The 15,904-nt window shown below is 60.8% G+C and carries 12 protein-coding genes and 1 tRNA gene; 7 read left to right on the forward strand and 6 right to left on the reverse strand.

Annotation, left to right across the window (positions count from 1 at the left end; all coding sequences use genetic code 11):
• Positions 1-11: 11 nt before the first annotated feature.
• The 3 genes from HU730_RS16885 (at position 12) to HU730_RS16895 (ending at position 3,649) form a co-directional block, all read left to right on the forward strand.
• Positions 12-2,291: an acylase gene (locus HU730_RS16885; RefSeq protein ID WP_186527523.1), complete on the forward strand. Its 2,280-nt coding sequence runs from the start codon at positions 12-14 to the stop codon at positions 2,289-2,291.
• A gap of 214 nt (positions 2,292-2,505) precedes the next feature.
• Positions 2,506-2,579: transfer RNA gene (locus tag HU730_RS16890), tRNA-Cys, on the forward strand.
• 350 nt (positions 2,580-2,929) lie between these two features.
• The gene (locus HU730_RS16895; RefSeq protein WP_233085901.1) at positions 2,930-3,649 is read left to right on the forward strand and encodes an META and DUF4377 domain-containing protein; all 720 of its coding nucleotides are present in this window, start codon (positions 2,930-2,932) and stop codon (positions 3,647-3,649) included.
• A 436-nt stretch (positions 3,650-4,085) separates the two neighbouring features.
• On the opposite strand, the gene HU730_RS16900 is transcribed toward HU730_RS16895, so the two are convergent.
• Positions 4,086-5,027, reverse strand: a complete 942-nt coding sequence (locus HU730_RS16900) for an aromatic alcohol reductase (RefSeq protein WP_186527522.1) — start codon at positions 5,025-5,027, stop codon at positions 4,086-4,088.
• 96 nt (positions 5,028-5,123) lie between these two features.
• Here HU730_RS16900 and HU730_RS16905 point away from each other — a divergent pair, with 96 nt between their 5' ends.
• From HU730_RS16905 to HU730_RS16920, 4 genes are all read left to right on the forward strand, one after another.
• A complete protein-coding gene (locus HU730_RS16905) occupies positions 5,124-5,573 on the forward strand; it encodes a helix-turn-helix domain-containing protein (RefSeq protein WP_072446536.1) in 450 nt (149 codons plus the stop codon).
• Positions 5,574-5,695: 122 nt separating this feature from the next.
• Positions 5,696-6,304: a LysE family translocator gene (locus tag HU730_RS16910; protein WP_014718583.1), complete on the forward strand. Its 609-nt coding sequence runs from the start codon at positions 5,696-5,698 to the stop codon at positions 6,302-6,304.
• Between the two features lie 1,060 nt (positions 6,305-7,364).
• Positions 7,365-8,348 carry a GlxA family transcriptional regulator gene (locus HU730_RS16915; RefSeq protein ID WP_072446538.1) on the forward strand — a complete coding sequence of 328 codons (984 nt, stop codon included), beginning with the start codon at positions 7,365-7,367 and terminating at the stop codon, positions 8,346-8,348.
• Between the two features lie 37 nt (positions 8,349-8,385).
• Positions 8,386-9,300 (forward strand): ADP-ribosylglycohydrolase family protein, encoded by a 915-nt coding sequence (locus tag HU730_RS16920; RefSeq protein ID WP_186527368.1) that lies wholly within the window; start codon positions 8,386-8,388, stop codon positions 9,298-9,300.
• Between the two features lie 3 nt (positions 9,301-9,303).
• Here HU730_RS16920 and HU730_RS16925 read toward each other — a convergent pair whose 3' ends face one another.
• The 5 genes from HU730_RS16925 to HU730_RS16945 all read right to left on the reverse strand — a co-directional run bounded on the left by HU730_RS16925 (position 9,304) and on the right by HU730_RS16945 (position 15,837).
• Entirely contained in the window at positions 9,304-10,551 is a 1,248-nt protein-coding gene (locus HU730_RS16925) for an FAD-dependent oxidoreductase (RefSeq protein WP_186527367.1), read from the reverse strand.
• A gap of 2 nt (positions 10,552-10,553) precedes the next feature.
• A complete protein-coding gene (locus HU730_RS16930) occupies positions 10,554-12,125 on the reverse strand; it encodes an aldehyde dehydrogenase (NADP(+)) (protein WP_186527366.1) in 1,572 nt (523 codons plus the stop codon).
• Positions 12,126-12,288: 163 nt separating this feature from the next.
• Positions 12,289-13,236: a dihydrodipicolinate synthase family protein gene (locus HU730_RS16935; protein ID WP_186527365.1), complete on the reverse strand. Its 948-nt coding sequence runs from the start codon at positions 13,234-13,236 to the stop codon at positions 12,289-12,291.
• Positions 13,237-13,273: 37 nt separating this feature from the next.
• Positions 13,274-14,200, reverse strand: a complete 927-nt coding sequence (locus HU730_RS16940) for a 4-hydroxyproline epimerase (RefSeq protein ID WP_127881573.1) — start codon at positions 14,198-14,200, stop codon at positions 13,274-13,276.
• A gap of 11 nt (positions 14,201-14,211) precedes the next feature.
• Positions 14,212-15,837, reverse strand: coding sequence for an APC family permease (locus HU730_RS16945; RefSeq protein WP_186527364.1), 1,626 nt, complete (start codon positions 15,835-15,837; stop codon positions 14,212-14,214).
• Positions 15,838-15,904 lie beyond the last annotated feature (67 nt).

The following is a 15,904-nucleotide window of genomic DNA, read 5'->3' on the forward strand; positions in this document are numbered from 1 at the left end:
GTGGAGTCGGCGTGATTATTTCCAAGGGGTTGTCCAGAGTGGGCACGGCAGGGCTGTTACTCGCCATGAGCCTGGCCGTATCGGCACGCGAGCAAGTGACGCAGACGTCGGCGGATATACGGCGTACCAGTTATGGCGTGCCGCATATTCGCGCCTCTGATGAGCGGGGCCTGGGGGTGGGTATGGGTTACGCCTATGCCCAGGACAACCTATGCCTGCTGGCCAATGAAATAGTCACGGTCAATGGCGAGCGGGCCAGGTTTTTCGGGCCGGACCAGGCGACCCTGGAAGAGCGCAACAACCTTGCCAGCGATGTGTTCTTCAACTGGCTGAATACACCCGAGGCCGTTGCGGCATTCTGGAAAGCCCAGACGCCCGAAATGCAACAGCGCATCGAAGGGTACGTGGCCGGCTACAACCGTTATCTCAAGGATAAGGGCGCACCCGCACAGTGCCAGGCCGCGTGGGTACGGCCCTTGGTAGTGCAAGACCTGGTGAAGTTGACCCGCAGGCTATTGGTGGAAGGGGGCATCGGCCAATTTGCCGAAGCCTTGGTCGGGGCAGCGCCGCCGCAGGCCACCGCGAGTGTGCAGCCCGGTGCCAAAGCCTTTGCCATGGCCGCCGCCAACCAGCAACGCTTCACGCTGGATCGAGGCAGCAATGCCGTTGCCGTGGGCCGTGACCGCTCATTCAATGGCCGTGGCATGCTGCTGGCCAACCCGCATTTCCCGTGGGTGGGCGGCATGCGTTTTTACGAGATGCACCTGACCATCCCGGGCCAGTTGGATGTGATGGGCGCCGCACTGCCAGGGCTGCCCGTGGTGAACATCGGTTTCAACCAGCATGTGGCGTGGACCCACACCGTGGACACGTCCAAACACTTCACCCTGTACCGCCTGACCCTCGACCCCAAGGACGCCACCCGTTACCTGCTGGACGGCAAGTCCATCCCCCTGGATAAAACCGCCGTAACGGTACAGGTCAAGCAAGCCGACGGCAGCCTCAAGGCCGTGACCCACACCGTCTACAGTTCGCAGTTCGGCCCCGTGGTGCAATGGCCGGGCAAGCTCGACTGGGACAACCACTACGCCTTCAGCCTGCGCGACGCCAACCTGGGCAACGACCGGGTGCTGCAACAGTGGTATGCCATTAACCGCGCCGGTAGCCTCAAGGAGCTGCAAACCTCAGTGCATACCCTGCAAGGCATCCCCTGGGTCAACACCCTGGCCGCCGATGACCAGGGCCAAAGCCTGTACATGAACCTGTCGGTAGTGCCCAACGTCAGCGCCGCCAAGCTGGCAAAATGCAGCGACCCAGGGGCCGGCCTGCAAATTATCATGCTCGACGGCGCCCACAGCGCCTGCGCGTGGGACATCGACCCGCGCGCGGCCCAGCCGGGTATCTTCCCGGCCGACCAGTTGCCCCAGTTGCAACGCATCGACTACGTGCAACACTCCAACGATTCCGCCTGGATGGCCAACCCCAAGGCGCCGTTAAGTGGCTTTTCGCCGTTGATCAGCCAGGACAACATCGGCCTCGGCCCGCGTGCGCGCTTCGCGCTTCAGCGCCTGCAAACCCTCGAGCAGCAGCCGATCACCGTCACTGATCTGCAAGACATGGTCATGGACAACGAGGTGTACCTGGCGGGCCAAGTCATGCCCGACCTGCTGACGTTCTGCGCCAAACACCTGGGCGCTGACGCCGCTGCGCTACAGCCGCTGTGCACCAGCCTGAAAAACTGGGACCAGCGCGCCAACCTCGACAGCGGCGTCGGCCTGGTGCACTTCATCAACCTGGTGCAGCACCTGCAGCAAATCCCTGACGCCTGGCGCGTGGCCTTCGACCCGGCCCATCCCCTGACCACCCCTAGCGGCCTCGCCATCGACCGCGCCCCGGTCGCCAAGGCCTTGCGCGCAGCCATGCTGGCCTCCAGCGCTGAGGTCAGCAAACTGGGGCAGACCCGCTGGGGCGATATCCAAGTCTCCGGCCAAACCCCCATCCACGGCGGCCCGCAAGAGCTGGGTATCTACAACGCCATGCAAACCGTGCCCCGCGCCGACGGCAAACGCGAAGTCGTCAGCGGCACCAGCTACCTGCAAATCGTCAGCTTCGACGACAAAGGCCCCAACGCAGTCGGCGTCCTGGCATTCTCCGAGTCCAGCAACCCGGCGTCTGCCTATTCAAAGGACCAGACCCAAGCCTTCTCCGAGAAAAAGCTGCGCCCATTGCCCTTCACTGAGGCCCAGATCAAGGCCGACCCGCACTACCAAATCCACAGGGTGAAGGAGTAGGGTAGAGGCGCAACCCCTTGATGCCAAGGCAGAATATTTTTTGAAATCAAGGGGTTGCAGGCCTAGGCAAATGAGTACATAATGGCGCCCATCGAACGCAACGAAGCATTAAAAACTTCAATGTATTCAATGAGTTAGAGTAGAGGCAGGCTTCACGTAGCCCACTAAAGTTTGTATGCGGTGAATGTCAGCAACCAGGGCATTGATCGTTTGAGGCCGAGTAGCAAAATGGTTATGCAGCGGATTGCAAATCCGCCTACGCCGGTTCGATTCCGACCTCGGCCTCCACTCTTGAAAACCCCGTAGATTAGCGTCTACGGGGTTTTTTTATGCCAAAAATGCAGCAATACCGCCATCGCCCTGATTCCGTGAAACTGATCGAAGCAAATGATGTCCGATTGCTATCGGCCAAGGAAGAGGTCCGCCAAGCGCGCATTGGGTCTACGCTCAGTAGAGCCTCAAGCGACCTCCTCATACCGGTTTAGCCGCGCGCTTATCCTGCCTGCGCAGGATAACGCCCGCACTCATCAAAGCTGACAGAGTGACCCATGAAACAAAAAATTCTTCTTGTAGCCGTGTGTGCTGCACTCATCCAAGGCTGTGCCGCCCCTTCCAAAAGCCATGAAGAATCACCTTCAATGCCTACCACCTCAGCAGCTGTAGCCCAGCCAACCTTATCCGCTTACGACTGGAACCTGGTCTCGGCAACGGACGCGTCGGGCAAGCCTCTTGTGGCGATGAACAAAGGCATCGAGCGCAAGTTGCGCGTTGCCTTCGGTGACAAGAACCTGAGCATCAGCGGTGGCTGCAATCGTCAGTTCGGCGGCTTTCACTATCAGGACGGAGTTCTGAAAGTCCAGCCACTGGCCTCTACGCTGATGGCCTGTGACAAGAGCCTGATGGACCTTGATGCCCAGGTAGGGCGGCTGTTCAAGGGTGAGCTGCGCGCTGTGATCACCGGCGATAACGTGGCGCCGATGCTGCAACTGACGACAGCGGATGGCTCGGTGCTCAAGCTGCAAGGCGAGGCCACCCCGCAGACCCGCTACGGTAGCGAGGGTGAGGTCAAGTTTCTGGAGGTGGCGGCCAAGACGGTCAAGTGCAGCCATCCTTTGATCCCAGATTATCAGTGCCTGCAAGTGCGCGAGCGTCGCTATGACGACGCGGGCCTGCAACTGGCGACCCAAGACACCTGGCATCCGCTGTACCAGCCTATCGAAGGCTTTGTGCATCATGACGGCGTGCGCACTGTGCTGCGGGTCAAACAGTACGAATGGAAGAATCCGCCAGCGGATGCGCCTTCGACGGTCTACGTGTTGGATATGGTGGTCGAGCAGGACGCTTCTGGCAGCAAGTAAGCGAACACAAACCCCGTAGATCAGCGTCTACGGGGTTTTTTATTGCCTGTAATTTATGCGTGTTTTCGACGAGTGACACGTCTAGATCAAGGGTCCTGGGTCGATCAGGGGTTGTCACGTGCGGATTTGCCGACTACCCTGAAAATGTTTGAATTATTACAAACAATTTCGGTGTGACTGTTTTTTAGGTCATACGGCTTCAGGACGAGGAACGAAAAATGTTTTCACATGAAGGTACTGGACTAGAGCTGTTGGTCTTGGTTTTTGGCGTCACTGGGTTATTGTTGATCGCCTGGTTTATTCACCATCAATACGAGCTAAAGTCGCGTAGGCATGTAAAAAAACAACATGTTTCTGGCCAGCAGCGTGAAGCTCAGAGCCGCTGACTGTCCCTTCACCCGTGCCAGCCTTTACGGCTGGCTTCAGCATCCGGTTTTCAATGGACTGCAAGGTTTTCCCGAGCCCACTGCTCAGCAGTGATGACAGGAATCGATTGTTGCTTGTTGAACGTGGCCGCCTTAGGCCAGGCCACACCTTTGCCTTGTGCGAATACAGCACGGTACTTCTTGATGTGGTGCGTGGGGTCTTTTTCCAGTGCCTGCATGAGATAGTCAACCGTCCACACGTTGCGTTTGAACGGGCGATCCAGAACGCGTTCCAGCATGCTCGCAACCTGCCCATACGTGACGGTGTCGCCGGCGAGATAGACAATCTGATTGCGCATGCGCGGTTCGAAGAACACGATTTGCGCTGTCAGCGTACCGATGTCGTCCGGTGTCGTGAGCGTCACGCTGTTCTCGAGGCTGCCCAGGGCGTTCACGGCGTTGTTGTCGAAGTCGACGACCTCGAACACCGGCTCGAACAGGAAGCTGGTGAACATGCCTGTCGAGATGATGACCCATTCAGTGTTGTCCTGGGCGCGCAGCAACTCACGCACATCCAGTTGGGCATCGAACAGATCCTGGGGGCTGCCCCGGCCAATCACTTCGAAATCCACGCCAAACTGCCAGGGGAAGTAGCGCTTCACGCCGGATTTGAGTGCGGCGGTTGCCAGCTTCATCGGGGTTTCTCGGCCCGCGACCATGCCCGCGCAGCCGATCACGGTATCGAAGCGTGCGAAGACCTTGGCAAGTTGATCGATTGAGTCGTTCACCAGATCTGCGGCGACCATCTGGATGCCCAGGCCGCGCAGCTCATCGATGTCTGCCTTTTTCTCGGGCGCTTGAGTGTTGATGGTCGATTCCCTGAGTAATACGCTGATGGTGGAACCGGGCGCGCGTTTGGCCTCCCGCGCCAAGTTGCGCAAAACCGGCAGGCCGAGTTCGCCGGCACCTAGAACGAGGATCGATTGAGGGGGAAGTGGGGTCATTTCAGGCATGATTTCTCCGCAGACCTGTTGGCGATAAGATGAGCCCATGCTGGCACGATTCGGCAGCGCTCATAAGAAGGCACACGTGTGATACCAGGGGTAGAAATGACCGATCAGGAAACGCTCAGCCAGGCAGAAGTTATCTGCCAGTCGCTCAGGGAGGAGGACGATGGCGTCAGGCGTGAAGTCCTTGCTCACGCCGGTAGCCGCTGGGCATTGGGCATCCTGCATGCCCTGGGTGTGTACGGTGCAATGCGTCATGCCGAGTTAAAACGACAGATGACGGGTGTGACTCAGCGCATGTTGACCAAGACGCTTCGTGCCATGGAGCGCGATGGTTTGTTGGTTCGGCGCGAGTTCGGTGAAATTCCTCCCCGCGTCGAGTACGAGCTGACGCCGCTGGGCAGGGAGCTTTTGATTCGCATGTCGCCTATCTGGACCTGGGTGGTGGAAAACGTGGAGGACTTTCGCAAGGCTCGGCGTATTTTCGACAGTCAGGAGGGCAAAAAACCGGCATGGCAGGTTCCCACACCGGTTCCCGATGCGCCTCGGTAAGCGCTACTTCTCGATGAAGGCTTTGCAAGTGTACGCCTCGATCCACCCCTAGCTGTACGGGGCGCAGCGCGCCATAACCCACTACTGTCGCAGGCACATCACCACCGCTTGGATGCCGCGCCATGTTCATGTCTACCAGCCTGTTATCAGCCTTCGTGCTGTTCGCTTTTGTCTCTTCGATCACCCCAGGGCCCAACAACACCATGTTGCTGGCCTCAGGCGTAAATTTCGGCTTTCGCCGTTCGATGCCCCATGCACTGGGGATAAGCATCGGCTTCATGCTGTTGGTGATCTGTGTGGGGCTTGGCTTGGGCGAGGTGTTCAAGCTGTTTCCGTGGGCCTACACGCTGTTGCGTTATGTCGGCGCCGCGTATTTGTTGTATCTGGCGTGGAAGATTGCCAATGCGGGCGGCATGTCTGATAACCCGGATGAACATGGCAAGCCGATGACCTTCCTCGGTGCGGCGGCCTTCCAGTGGGTCAACCCCAAGGCGTGGATCATGGCGCTGGGGGCGATCACTACCTACACGCCGGCCGAGGGTTATGTCACCAATGTGCTGGTGATCGCCCTGGTGTTTGCGGTGGTCAATTTGCCGAGCGTGTGTGTATGGGTGGGGTGTGGCAGCGGCTTGCGCAACTTGCTGCGTGAGCCGCGCTGGTTGCGGATGTTCAACTGGTCCATGGCCGGGCTGTTGGTGCTGTCGCTGTATCCGATGCTGTTTGTGGGCTGAGGTGGCGTAGGTAACGCGTTGACTGTCAGGCCGTCATCGCAGCATAGGTATCTACATAACTTCGGCACGACGCTAAATCTGTGGCGAGGGAGCTTGCTCCCGCGATGGCCTGGCAGCCGACACAGATATAACTGATGCGCCGCGATCCAATGTGGGAGCTGGCTTGCCTGCGATGACCATAGGTATCTACACAACTTTGCAAAGCACCCGTAGCAGCCGACGGTAACCACGATGCGAAGCGAGTCGCTCTTGATCTGCTTTTGATCTTAGGCGCCCCGTCAAACCACGCTGGCCGGAATTCGACAGGGATTTGGGGGGTAAACCGGCAGGGATGCCGGTTTAGCCGCCCCGCGCCATGGATGGCGCGTGGCGGCGGCCCCCCAAATCACTGGCGGATTACGGGCACACCGAGCCTAAGCGAGGTGCCGAGTGGTGGGGCAAGAGCCTTTTGCTTACTTTTGGCTGGGCCGGCATTCCGGCTCTTTTCAAAAGTGAGCCGCTGTAAAAGCGGAACCCTAAGTGGCCGCTACCGCAGGAATGGATATGTACACGGTCCAACTGAGTTGACCGTCAGGCCGTCTTCGCAGGCAAGCCAGCTCCCACATTTAGGTCTCGGGGCGTCAGGTGGATCACCGTCGGTTGGCAGGCCGTCACGGGAGCAAGCTCCCTCGCCACGATGCGGGCTTAGACCGGCGAGATAGTCGCCAACATGCCGATGCCAATGGTCAATACCAAAAAGCCGAACAGGAAAATTGCCATCTTGGTCATAAGGCCTCCGAGGGGAAGGGGACGACAGGAGTGTCGGGATGGGGCTATTGTCCGCCTCAAGCGGTTTTCAATACAGGCGCAGATCGAAAAGAAAAAACCGTATCAGATCACCGCGCAGCGCCTGGGCCGTGGCTTTTCAAGCGAACAGTTTTTATCAAGATCAGTGCAATGGCCGCTGCCAGCCTCGAGCGTCACCTGAGACAGGCACTGCATTTGCCCCTAAGATAGCGCCCACTGCACAACAATAAGCGTGGGCCGACCCTCGATGGAAAGACGCCAGTTCAGCGGTGGCATGCAAGGCAAGAACCTGCGCTACCTCAGTGATAATCCCCAGCAATCGACCTCGGTCACCCGTGTCGGTTTTTTGCTGCTCGAACACTTCTCCTTGCCGGCCTTCACCCAGACCCTCGACACGCTGGTGACCGCCAACCTGTTGCGCCCTGATCTTTTCGCTACGCGCACTTTCGGGTGGGGCGAGGGCGAAGTCATCAGCGACTTGGGCCTGATCATTCGCCCGGATGCGAACCTGATGCTGGCGAGCTTGCAGGACTTGGACCTGTTGGTGATCTGCGGTGGTTTTCGCACCGAACTCAAGGCCAGCGAGCCATTTATCCAATGGCTGCGCAGTGCGGGTGAAGCGGGCGTGCGCCTCGCCGGTTTGTGGAACGGCTCGTGGTTCCTCGGGCGTGCGGGGCTGTTGCAGGGTTACCGCTGCGCCATCCATCCCGAACATCGGCCGGCACTGGCCGAAGTGTCCAAGGCGGCGCAGGTCACCAGCGAACCCTATGTGATCGACCGCGACCGCCTCACCGCGTCCAGCCCCTCGGGGGCTTTCCATATGGCCCTGGACTGGATCAAGAGCCTGCATGGCAAAGCCTTGGTCGAAGGCATCGAAGATATTCTGGCGTTCGAAGAATCGCGCTACCGCCGCATCAAACCCACCGAAAACATGTGTGTCAGCGCGCCGCTGCGCGAGGTGGTGAAGTTGATGGACGCCAACCTCGAAGAACCCCTGGAACTCGATCAACTCGCCGTCTACGCCGGCCGTTCCCGCCGTCAGCTGGAGCGTCTGTTCAAAGAACAGCTGGGCACCACGCCGCAACGCTACTACATGGAACTGCGCGTCACTGAAGCGCGACGCCTGTTGCAGCACACCGAGTTGTCACAGGTGGATGTGCTGGTGGCGTGCGGGTTTGTCTCGCCGAGCCATTTCAGCAAATGCTACAGCGCGTATTTCGGCTATCGCCCCTCCAAGGAGAAGCGGTTGGTCAAGTAGCCTGGCGGGCTTAGAAAGATTTTCAAAAGGAGTGGCAATGGATATCACGCTTTTGGATCGTTATCGCGGCAGCCTACTTGGGCTGGCGTGTGGCGATGCGGTAGGGACGACGGTTGAATTCATGCCCCGCGGCAGCTTTTCTCCCGTGACGGATATGCTAGGCGGCGGACCGTTTAGCCTCAAGCCTGGCCAATGGACTGACGATACCTCCATGGCTCTGTGTCTGGCCGAAAGCCTGTTGCGCAAAGGCGGTTTTGACGCGATGGACCAGATGGGACGTTATCTGAATTGGTGGAAGTGGGGTTACTTGAGTTCTACCGGAGAGTGCTTTGATATCGGCATGACGGTTCGCGAAGCGCTGGAGCAATTTCAGCAAAGTGGCAACGCTTTTGCGGGCTCAACGCATCCGTATTCGGCCGGCAATGGTTCAATGATGCGTCTCGCACCTGTCGTGTTGTTTTACTTTCCAGATAGGGCGGACATCCACCTGTTTGCCGAGCAAAGCTCGCGAACTACGCATGCCGCGCATGAGGCTATCGAGTGCTGCCTGCTGCTGGCCGAGGCTATCAGCAATGCCCTGAGCGGCGTGCCAAAGAAACAGGTGCTGAGTTTTTCCCACACCGCGCTGTCGGCTCCTAAGGTCAAGGCTATCGCCTCTGGCGATTATCGCGATAAAACCTCTGCTCAAATCGTTGGCTCAGGTTATGCGGTGGCTTCGCTGGAGGCCGCATTCTGGTGTTTCGATCAGACCTCAAATTTTGCTGAAGCGATACTCGCTGCCGCCAACCTTGGGGATGACGCAGACACTACTGCCGCAATCGTTGGGCAACTGGCGGGGGCGTATTACGGCGTCCAGGCTATCCCTGTCGGTTGGTTGAACAAGCTATGGATGCGCGATGAAATCCAAGAAACGGCTGATGCGTTATTCAGCACTTCGCGCTTACCACGGTAAGGTTTAGAAACGATCCAGCCGATAAGGCTGTAGTTCTGGCACCCGCTCACCCGCAGCAAGTTGCCCAACCCACTCGGCCGTCACCGCCGCTTGTGTCAGTCCCAAATGCTGGTGACCAAATGCAAGCAGCACTTTGCCTTCGCACACCCGGTCAATGATCGGCAGCGAGTCGGGCAGGGAAGGGCGAAACCCCATCCAGGGCGTGGCTTCGCTGTCGCTCAAGTCGTGTTGGAACAGCCCTTTGCTCAGCCGGTGCAACTGCCAGGCCCGTTGCATATTGGCCGGGCGGTCGAGGCCGGCGAATTCGACCGTGCCGGCCAGGCGCAGGCCGCCGGTCATGGGCGTCATGATGAATTTGCGCTCCAGTGAAGTGACCGCGAAGGGCAGGCGCTGTTGTTCCTGGGGCAGCATCAGGTGGTAACCGCGTTCGGTGTCCAGCGGCACTTGTTTGCCGGTGAGAGCTGCGGTGAGTTTGGCCGAGTGGGCGCCGCAGGCAATCAGCACTTGCTGCGCTGTCAGTACGCCTTGGTCGGTCATCAGGGAAACGCCACTACCCTCCAGGCGTCCGTCCAGAACGCGCTGCTGAAGAAATTGCACCCCCTCAGCCTTGGCCGCGTTCACCAGTTCGCCAACCACCGTGTACGGGTCCAGAAAGTGTCCGGTAGCGGGGAAGAACAAACCGCCTTGTATAGCGTCGCTCAGTTGCGGCGCAGCCTTGCGCACCGCATCGCCGCTCCAGAAGTCCACTGCGACGCCTTGCTGGGTCATGCGGTGCTGCAATGCATCCAGCGCTGCGCGGGATTCGGCGCGCTCATACACCAATAGCGAACCGTCTTCACGCAGCAATTGCGTTTGACCCATCGATTGCAGCAAGCGTTGCCACGCGCCCAGGCTGCCTTCGTTCAGCGCGCGAAGGCCTGCCACGGTGCGCTGGTAACGCGCTGGCCGCAGGTTGAGCAACAGGCGGATAAACCAGGGCAGGGCGCGGGGCAGGTAGGTCCAGTCCAGGCGCAGCGGGCCCATGGGGTCCAGCAGCATGGCGGGCAAGCGCTTGAGGATCGACAGGTCGGCGATGGGAAACACCTGTTCCGTCGCCAGGTGGCCGGCGTTGCCGTAGGAGGCACCCATGCCGGGTGCCTGCGGGTCGAGCACGACGACTTGGCGGCCTTGGCGTGCCAGCTGCAAGGCGCAGGCGACGCCGATAATGCCGGCGCCGACAACTACGATGTCTGCTTGCTTGGGATCGGCCATGATTATGCTTCTCGCTGGCCGTCGAGCAGGCGCCGCAACCGCAGCGGGTTGTCGTGCTGCAGCGCGGTGGGAAGCAAGGTGTCCGAGAAGTCCTGGTAACACACCGGGCGCAGGAACCGCAGAATCGCCGCCGTGCCCACGGACGTACTGCGCGCATCCGAAGTCGCCGGAAAGGGCCCGCCATGCACCATGGCGTCGCACACTTCTACGCCAGTCGGCCAGCCGTTCACCAGCAGGCGCCCAGCCTTGCGCTCCAGCACCGGCAGCAATGCCCGCGCCTGTGGCAGGTCGTGGTCATCCATGTGCAGGGTTGCGGTGAGTTGACCTTCCAGGTGCTCGGACACCTGGCGCATTTGCTCGACATCACGGCACTGCACCACCAGCGAGGCGGCGCCGAATACTTCGGCTTGCAGGTGTTGATTGTTCAGGAACGCCTCGGCCTGGGTCACGAACAGATGGGCCTGGCCCTGGTTCGGCCCGGTCGCTGGCAAGCCCTTGGCGGCGATGTGAGCGTGCTGGGCCAGGGTCTTCAGGCCGGTTTCGTAAGCGCTGAAGATGCCCGGTGTGAGCATGGTCTGGGATGGGCAACGCGAGAGCCGCTCACTGGCAGACTGAATAAAACGGTCCAGAGCGGCGCCTTGCAGGGCAATCATCAGGCCAGGGTTGGTACAGAACTGGCCGGCGCCTTGGGTCAGCGACGCGACGAATCCTTCGGCCAAGGCTTCGCTCCGAGCTTCAAGCGCAGCAGGAAACAGGTACACCGGGTTGATCGAGCTCATTTCTGCGTACACCGGGATCGGCTCCGGGCGTGCCTGCGCCGCTTGGCACAGGGCAATACCGCCACTGCGCGACCCCGTGAAGCCCACGGCCTTGATGCGCGGGTCGCGCACCAATGCGATACCCACCTCGTTACCCGCACCGTAGAGCAGTGAAAACACACCCTCCGGCAAGCCGCAGTGCTTAACCGCCTGGGCAATGGCGCGGCCCACCAGTTCGCTGGTGCCGGGGTGCGCGTTGTGCGCCTTGACGATCACCGGGCAACCGGCGGCAAGGGCCGATGCGGTATCGCCGCCCGCCACGGAGAAGGCCAGGGGGAAGTTGCTGGCACCGAACACGGCTACTGGGCCCAGGGCGATATGGCGCTGGCGCAGGTCGGCACGGGGCAGGGGTTGGCGCTGGGGCTGTGCGGTATCGACGCGCACGTCGAGCCATTCGCCCAGGCGCACGGTGCGGGCAAAAGCGCGCAGTTGCCCGCAGGTACGGCCGCGTTCACCTTCAATGCGTGCGCGAGGCAACCCGGTTTCGGCGCAGGCGCGTTCGATCAACTCATCGCCCAGGGCTTCGATGTGGCTGGCGATGGTTTCAAGCAACGCGGCGCGATCTGCCAAGGTGGTTTCGCGGTAAGCGTCGAACGCGAGCCAAGCCAGTGCGCAGGCCTGTTCGACGTGTTGCTCATCGCCGCCGGCATAGGCGGGTTCCAGTGGGGTGTTGGTGGCGGGGTTGATCGCTCGGATCGCATCGCGATGGCCGCAAACGGATTGCTGACCGATCAGCATCTTGCCTGTTAGAGTCATGGGGACATCCTGGAAAACAAAAGAGGTGTTGTAGGAGCGAGCTTATGTGGCGAGCAAGCTTGCTTGCGCTGGGGTGCGAAGCGCCCCCAATAAAAGCCGGAGACTGCTGCGCAGTCAGCGGGAGCAAGCTCCCTCGCCACAGCAAGCTCGCTCCTACACAAAATCAAGCGATGTTCTGTTCGGCCGACCAGTTGGCATACCACTGGCGGAACAGCGCGTACTGCTGCTCGGCATACCGGCGCTGGGTAGCGCTGAGCTCGTCGGTTTCGTTGAAATGCAGGGCGTAACCCTGGTCGCCGTTGAGCACCATCAAATGCTTGTAATACAGCACCAGGTCGCAGCCCTCGTCGAACGATGACAACACCGCCAGTGCAGCTTCCAGCTCGCGGGCCTGGCGACGCGCCTTGGCATCGCCCTTGGCGGCCTTTTTGCTCAGGGCCACCAGTTGCAGCACTTCGCGCGGCAGTGCATTGCCGATGCCGGTGATAGCGCCGGTGGCGTTGCAGTTGACGAAGCCGTGTACCACTTGGGTGTCGACGCCGACCATCAGGGTCACATCGTCATCCTGGGAGGTGATGTTTTCGGCGGCGTAGCGCAGGTCGGCGGCGCCGCCGAACTCCTTGAAGCCGATCAGGTTCGGGTGTTCGCGGCGCAGTTCGAAGAACAGGTCGGCGCGGGTGGCGAAACCATAGTAGGGGCTGTTGTAGATCACCGCCGGCAGGTTGGGGGCGGCGTTGAGGATTGCTGCAAAGTGGGCCTTTTGCGCAGTGACCGAAGCCCCTCGGGACAGCACGCGGGGAATCACCATCAAACCATCGGCGCCGACTGTGGCGGCATGGGCTGCGTGGGATACGGCTTCACGGCTGTTCACCGCACCGGTGCCGACGATGGTCGGCACACCCGCAGCCACCAGGCGCGCCACGCCTTCCTGGCGCTGGGCCTCGGTGAGCAGCGGCCAGTCGCCCATGGAACCGCAATACACCACGGCACTCATGCCGATGTCGATCAGCTCGCGGCCCTTGGCCACCAGTGCGTCGAAGTCCGGTTGGCGCTCGGCGGTGCAAGGGGTCATCAGGGCGGGCATGCAGCCGGTGAAGATGTTGTCGCTCATGGTGCTAACTCCGGTTTCAGTTGAATGAATAATGGGCTCAGATGCCCCAGGCAAACGGGTCTTGTTCGTCGATCAGCAAGGTGCTGTCGGCGGTCATGTAGGCGCGGCCGGTGATGAATGGGCGTACGCGTTCGCCGTCCCATTCATAGCGGCCCAGGAACTGGCTGCCGGTGATGCTGGCTTGTACCCAGGGTTCCCCGGCGGCCAGTTTTGCGTCGGCGGCCAGGCAGGCGAGCTTGGCGCTGGTGCCGGTGCCACAGGGGGAGCGGTCATAGGCTTTGCCGGGGCACATTACGAAGTTGCGGCTGTCGGCGTGGGCGTCGTCGGCGAACAGTTCGATATGGTCGATCAGCGCACCGTCTGCGCCACGGATGCCTTGGGCTTCGAGGGCTTTGAGCATGGCCCAGGTGTAGTCGGTCAGGGCCTCCACGTTATCCATCTGCAACTCATGGCCATGGTCCGACACCAGGAAGAACCAGTTGCCGCCCCAGGCGATGTCGCCCAGCACCACGCCATGCCCAGGGACTTCAACCGGCACCTGCTTGCGGTAGCGGTAAGCGGGCACATTGCGCAGGGTCACGCTGCCGTCTTCGTGCAAGGTGGCCGCGACCGGGCCGACCGGCGTGTCAAGGCTGTGCACGCCCGCTTGGATCAGCCCCAGGTGGTGCAGCGAGGCAACCAGGCCGATGGTGCCGTGGCCGCACATGCCGAGGTAGCCGGCGTTGTTGAAGAAGATCACCCCGCAGGTCGCCCCCGGCGTGACTGGCGCACAGTACAGCGCGCCTACCAGTACATCGTTGCCCCGTGGCTCCAGCAGGCAGGCGCGGCGCCATTGATCGTGGTGGGTGCGCAGGTGCTCCAGTTGCTCGGCGATCGAGGCACCGACCAGTTCGGGAAAGCCGCTCATGACCAGGCGTGTAGGTTCACCGCCGGTGTGTGAGTCAATCACATGCAGCCGTTTCATAAGGCGTTCCATCAGTGGGTAGTCGGGGATAGTGGGGCGCTGTAGTGCGCGTCGCTGACGGCTTCGCTTTCGTCCTCTTCCTGCTCCAGGCGTACCCAGTGGGCGGGTACGCCGGTGGCGGCGCCCCAGTAGTAAATGCCCAGGGCGCAGGCCGCCACCACCAAGGTGTCAAACGGGTGGCTGATCACCCCGATACCGCCAAAGCTGCCGAGTTTGGAGAGCAGGATGGTCACGGCGTAGAAGCCGATCAGCCAGGCCGAGGAGCGTACTTGTTGCTTGAGGTTCAGGTGCGCGGTCGGCACCCAGCGCGCGCACAGCAGGTACACCGCAAACATCAGAATTTGCAGGCCCAGCAGCCATGACACCGTGCTCCAGCCCGACCAGTACACGATCAACGCAGCGATGATGAATGACAGCGGGCCCAGCACCGCCATGCCCTTGACCCGAAACGGGCGCGCCATGTCGGGTGCATTGCGGCGCAGGGCGGCGACTGTCACCGGGGCCACGGCATAACTGAGGATCAGGGCGGCGGACACTACGTTGATCAGCGCTTCCCAGGACGGGAACGGCAAGGTCCAGAACACCGACAAGCCAAAGGTCAGCCACAGCGCCGGGCGCGGGATGCCGGACTTTTCATCGATGCGCGTGAATATCTTGAAGAAGGTGCCAGTCTGCGCCCAGCCATACACCACGCGCGGGGTGGCGTTCATGTAGATATTGCCGCAGCCGCTGGGAGAGATCACCGCATCGGCCACCACCAGGTAGGCAAGCCAGCCCACGCCCAGCGCCAGGGCGATGTCGCGATAGGGCAGGGCCAGTTCCTTGCTGATGCCGGCCCAGCCATTGGCGAGCATTTCGGTAGGCACGCCGCCGAGGAACGCGGTTTGCAGCAGCACATAGATGGCCGTAGACAACAGTACCGAGAGGATCAGGGCGATGGGGATGGTGCGCTGTGGGTTTTTCACTTCGCTGGCCACCGAAATGATCGGCGTCAGGCCCAGGTAGGCAAAGATCACCCCGCCTGCCGACACGGCCATCTCGATGCCCGACAAGCCGAACGGTGCAAAGCCATGCACCTGGAAGTTCTCAGGCTTGAAGAAGGTGAACAGCACGCCGATCACCAGCAACGGCACGATGAACTTGAACACGCTCACCAGGTTATTGGCGATGGCAAAGGTCTTCACGCTGCGGTAATTGAGCACAAAGAACAGGCACAGCAAGGCAAATTGCACCAGCCAGCCCAGGGTGGTGGGGTCGCTGGAGCCGGCCTTGGTCAACTGGGGAAACCAGGCTGCCGCATATTGGCGCGAGGCGACCACTTCAATCGCCACCAGGCTGGAAAACGCGATCAGCGTGATAAAACCCATCAGGTACCCGAGCAGCGGACCATGGGAATACACCGGGTAGCGCACCACGCCACCAGCGCGGGGCAGGGCGGCGCCCAGTTCGCAGTAGACAATGCCCAGCAACAGCACGGCGAAACCGCCCAGCAGCCAGGAAAAAATCCCCGCCGGGCCTGCGATGGCAGACACGTGACTGGCGGCGAACAACCAACCCGATCCGAAGATGGCTCCCAACCCGATAAAGGTGAGGTCCATCAGTGACAGCTGTTTCTTGAACTTGCCTTGGCCTGACATAGCGGCGCCTTCTTGTGAGTTATTGGGTAGGCATGCAGTGGCGCTATCCTGAACCCATCAGTCAGGC

It is taken from the genome of Pseudomonas sp. SWRI22 (assembly GCF_014268395.2).
Classification (GTDB): domain Bacteria; phylum Pseudomonadota; class Gammaproteobacteria; order Pseudomonadales; family Pseudomonadaceae; genus Aquipseudomonas; species Aquipseudomonas paracarnis.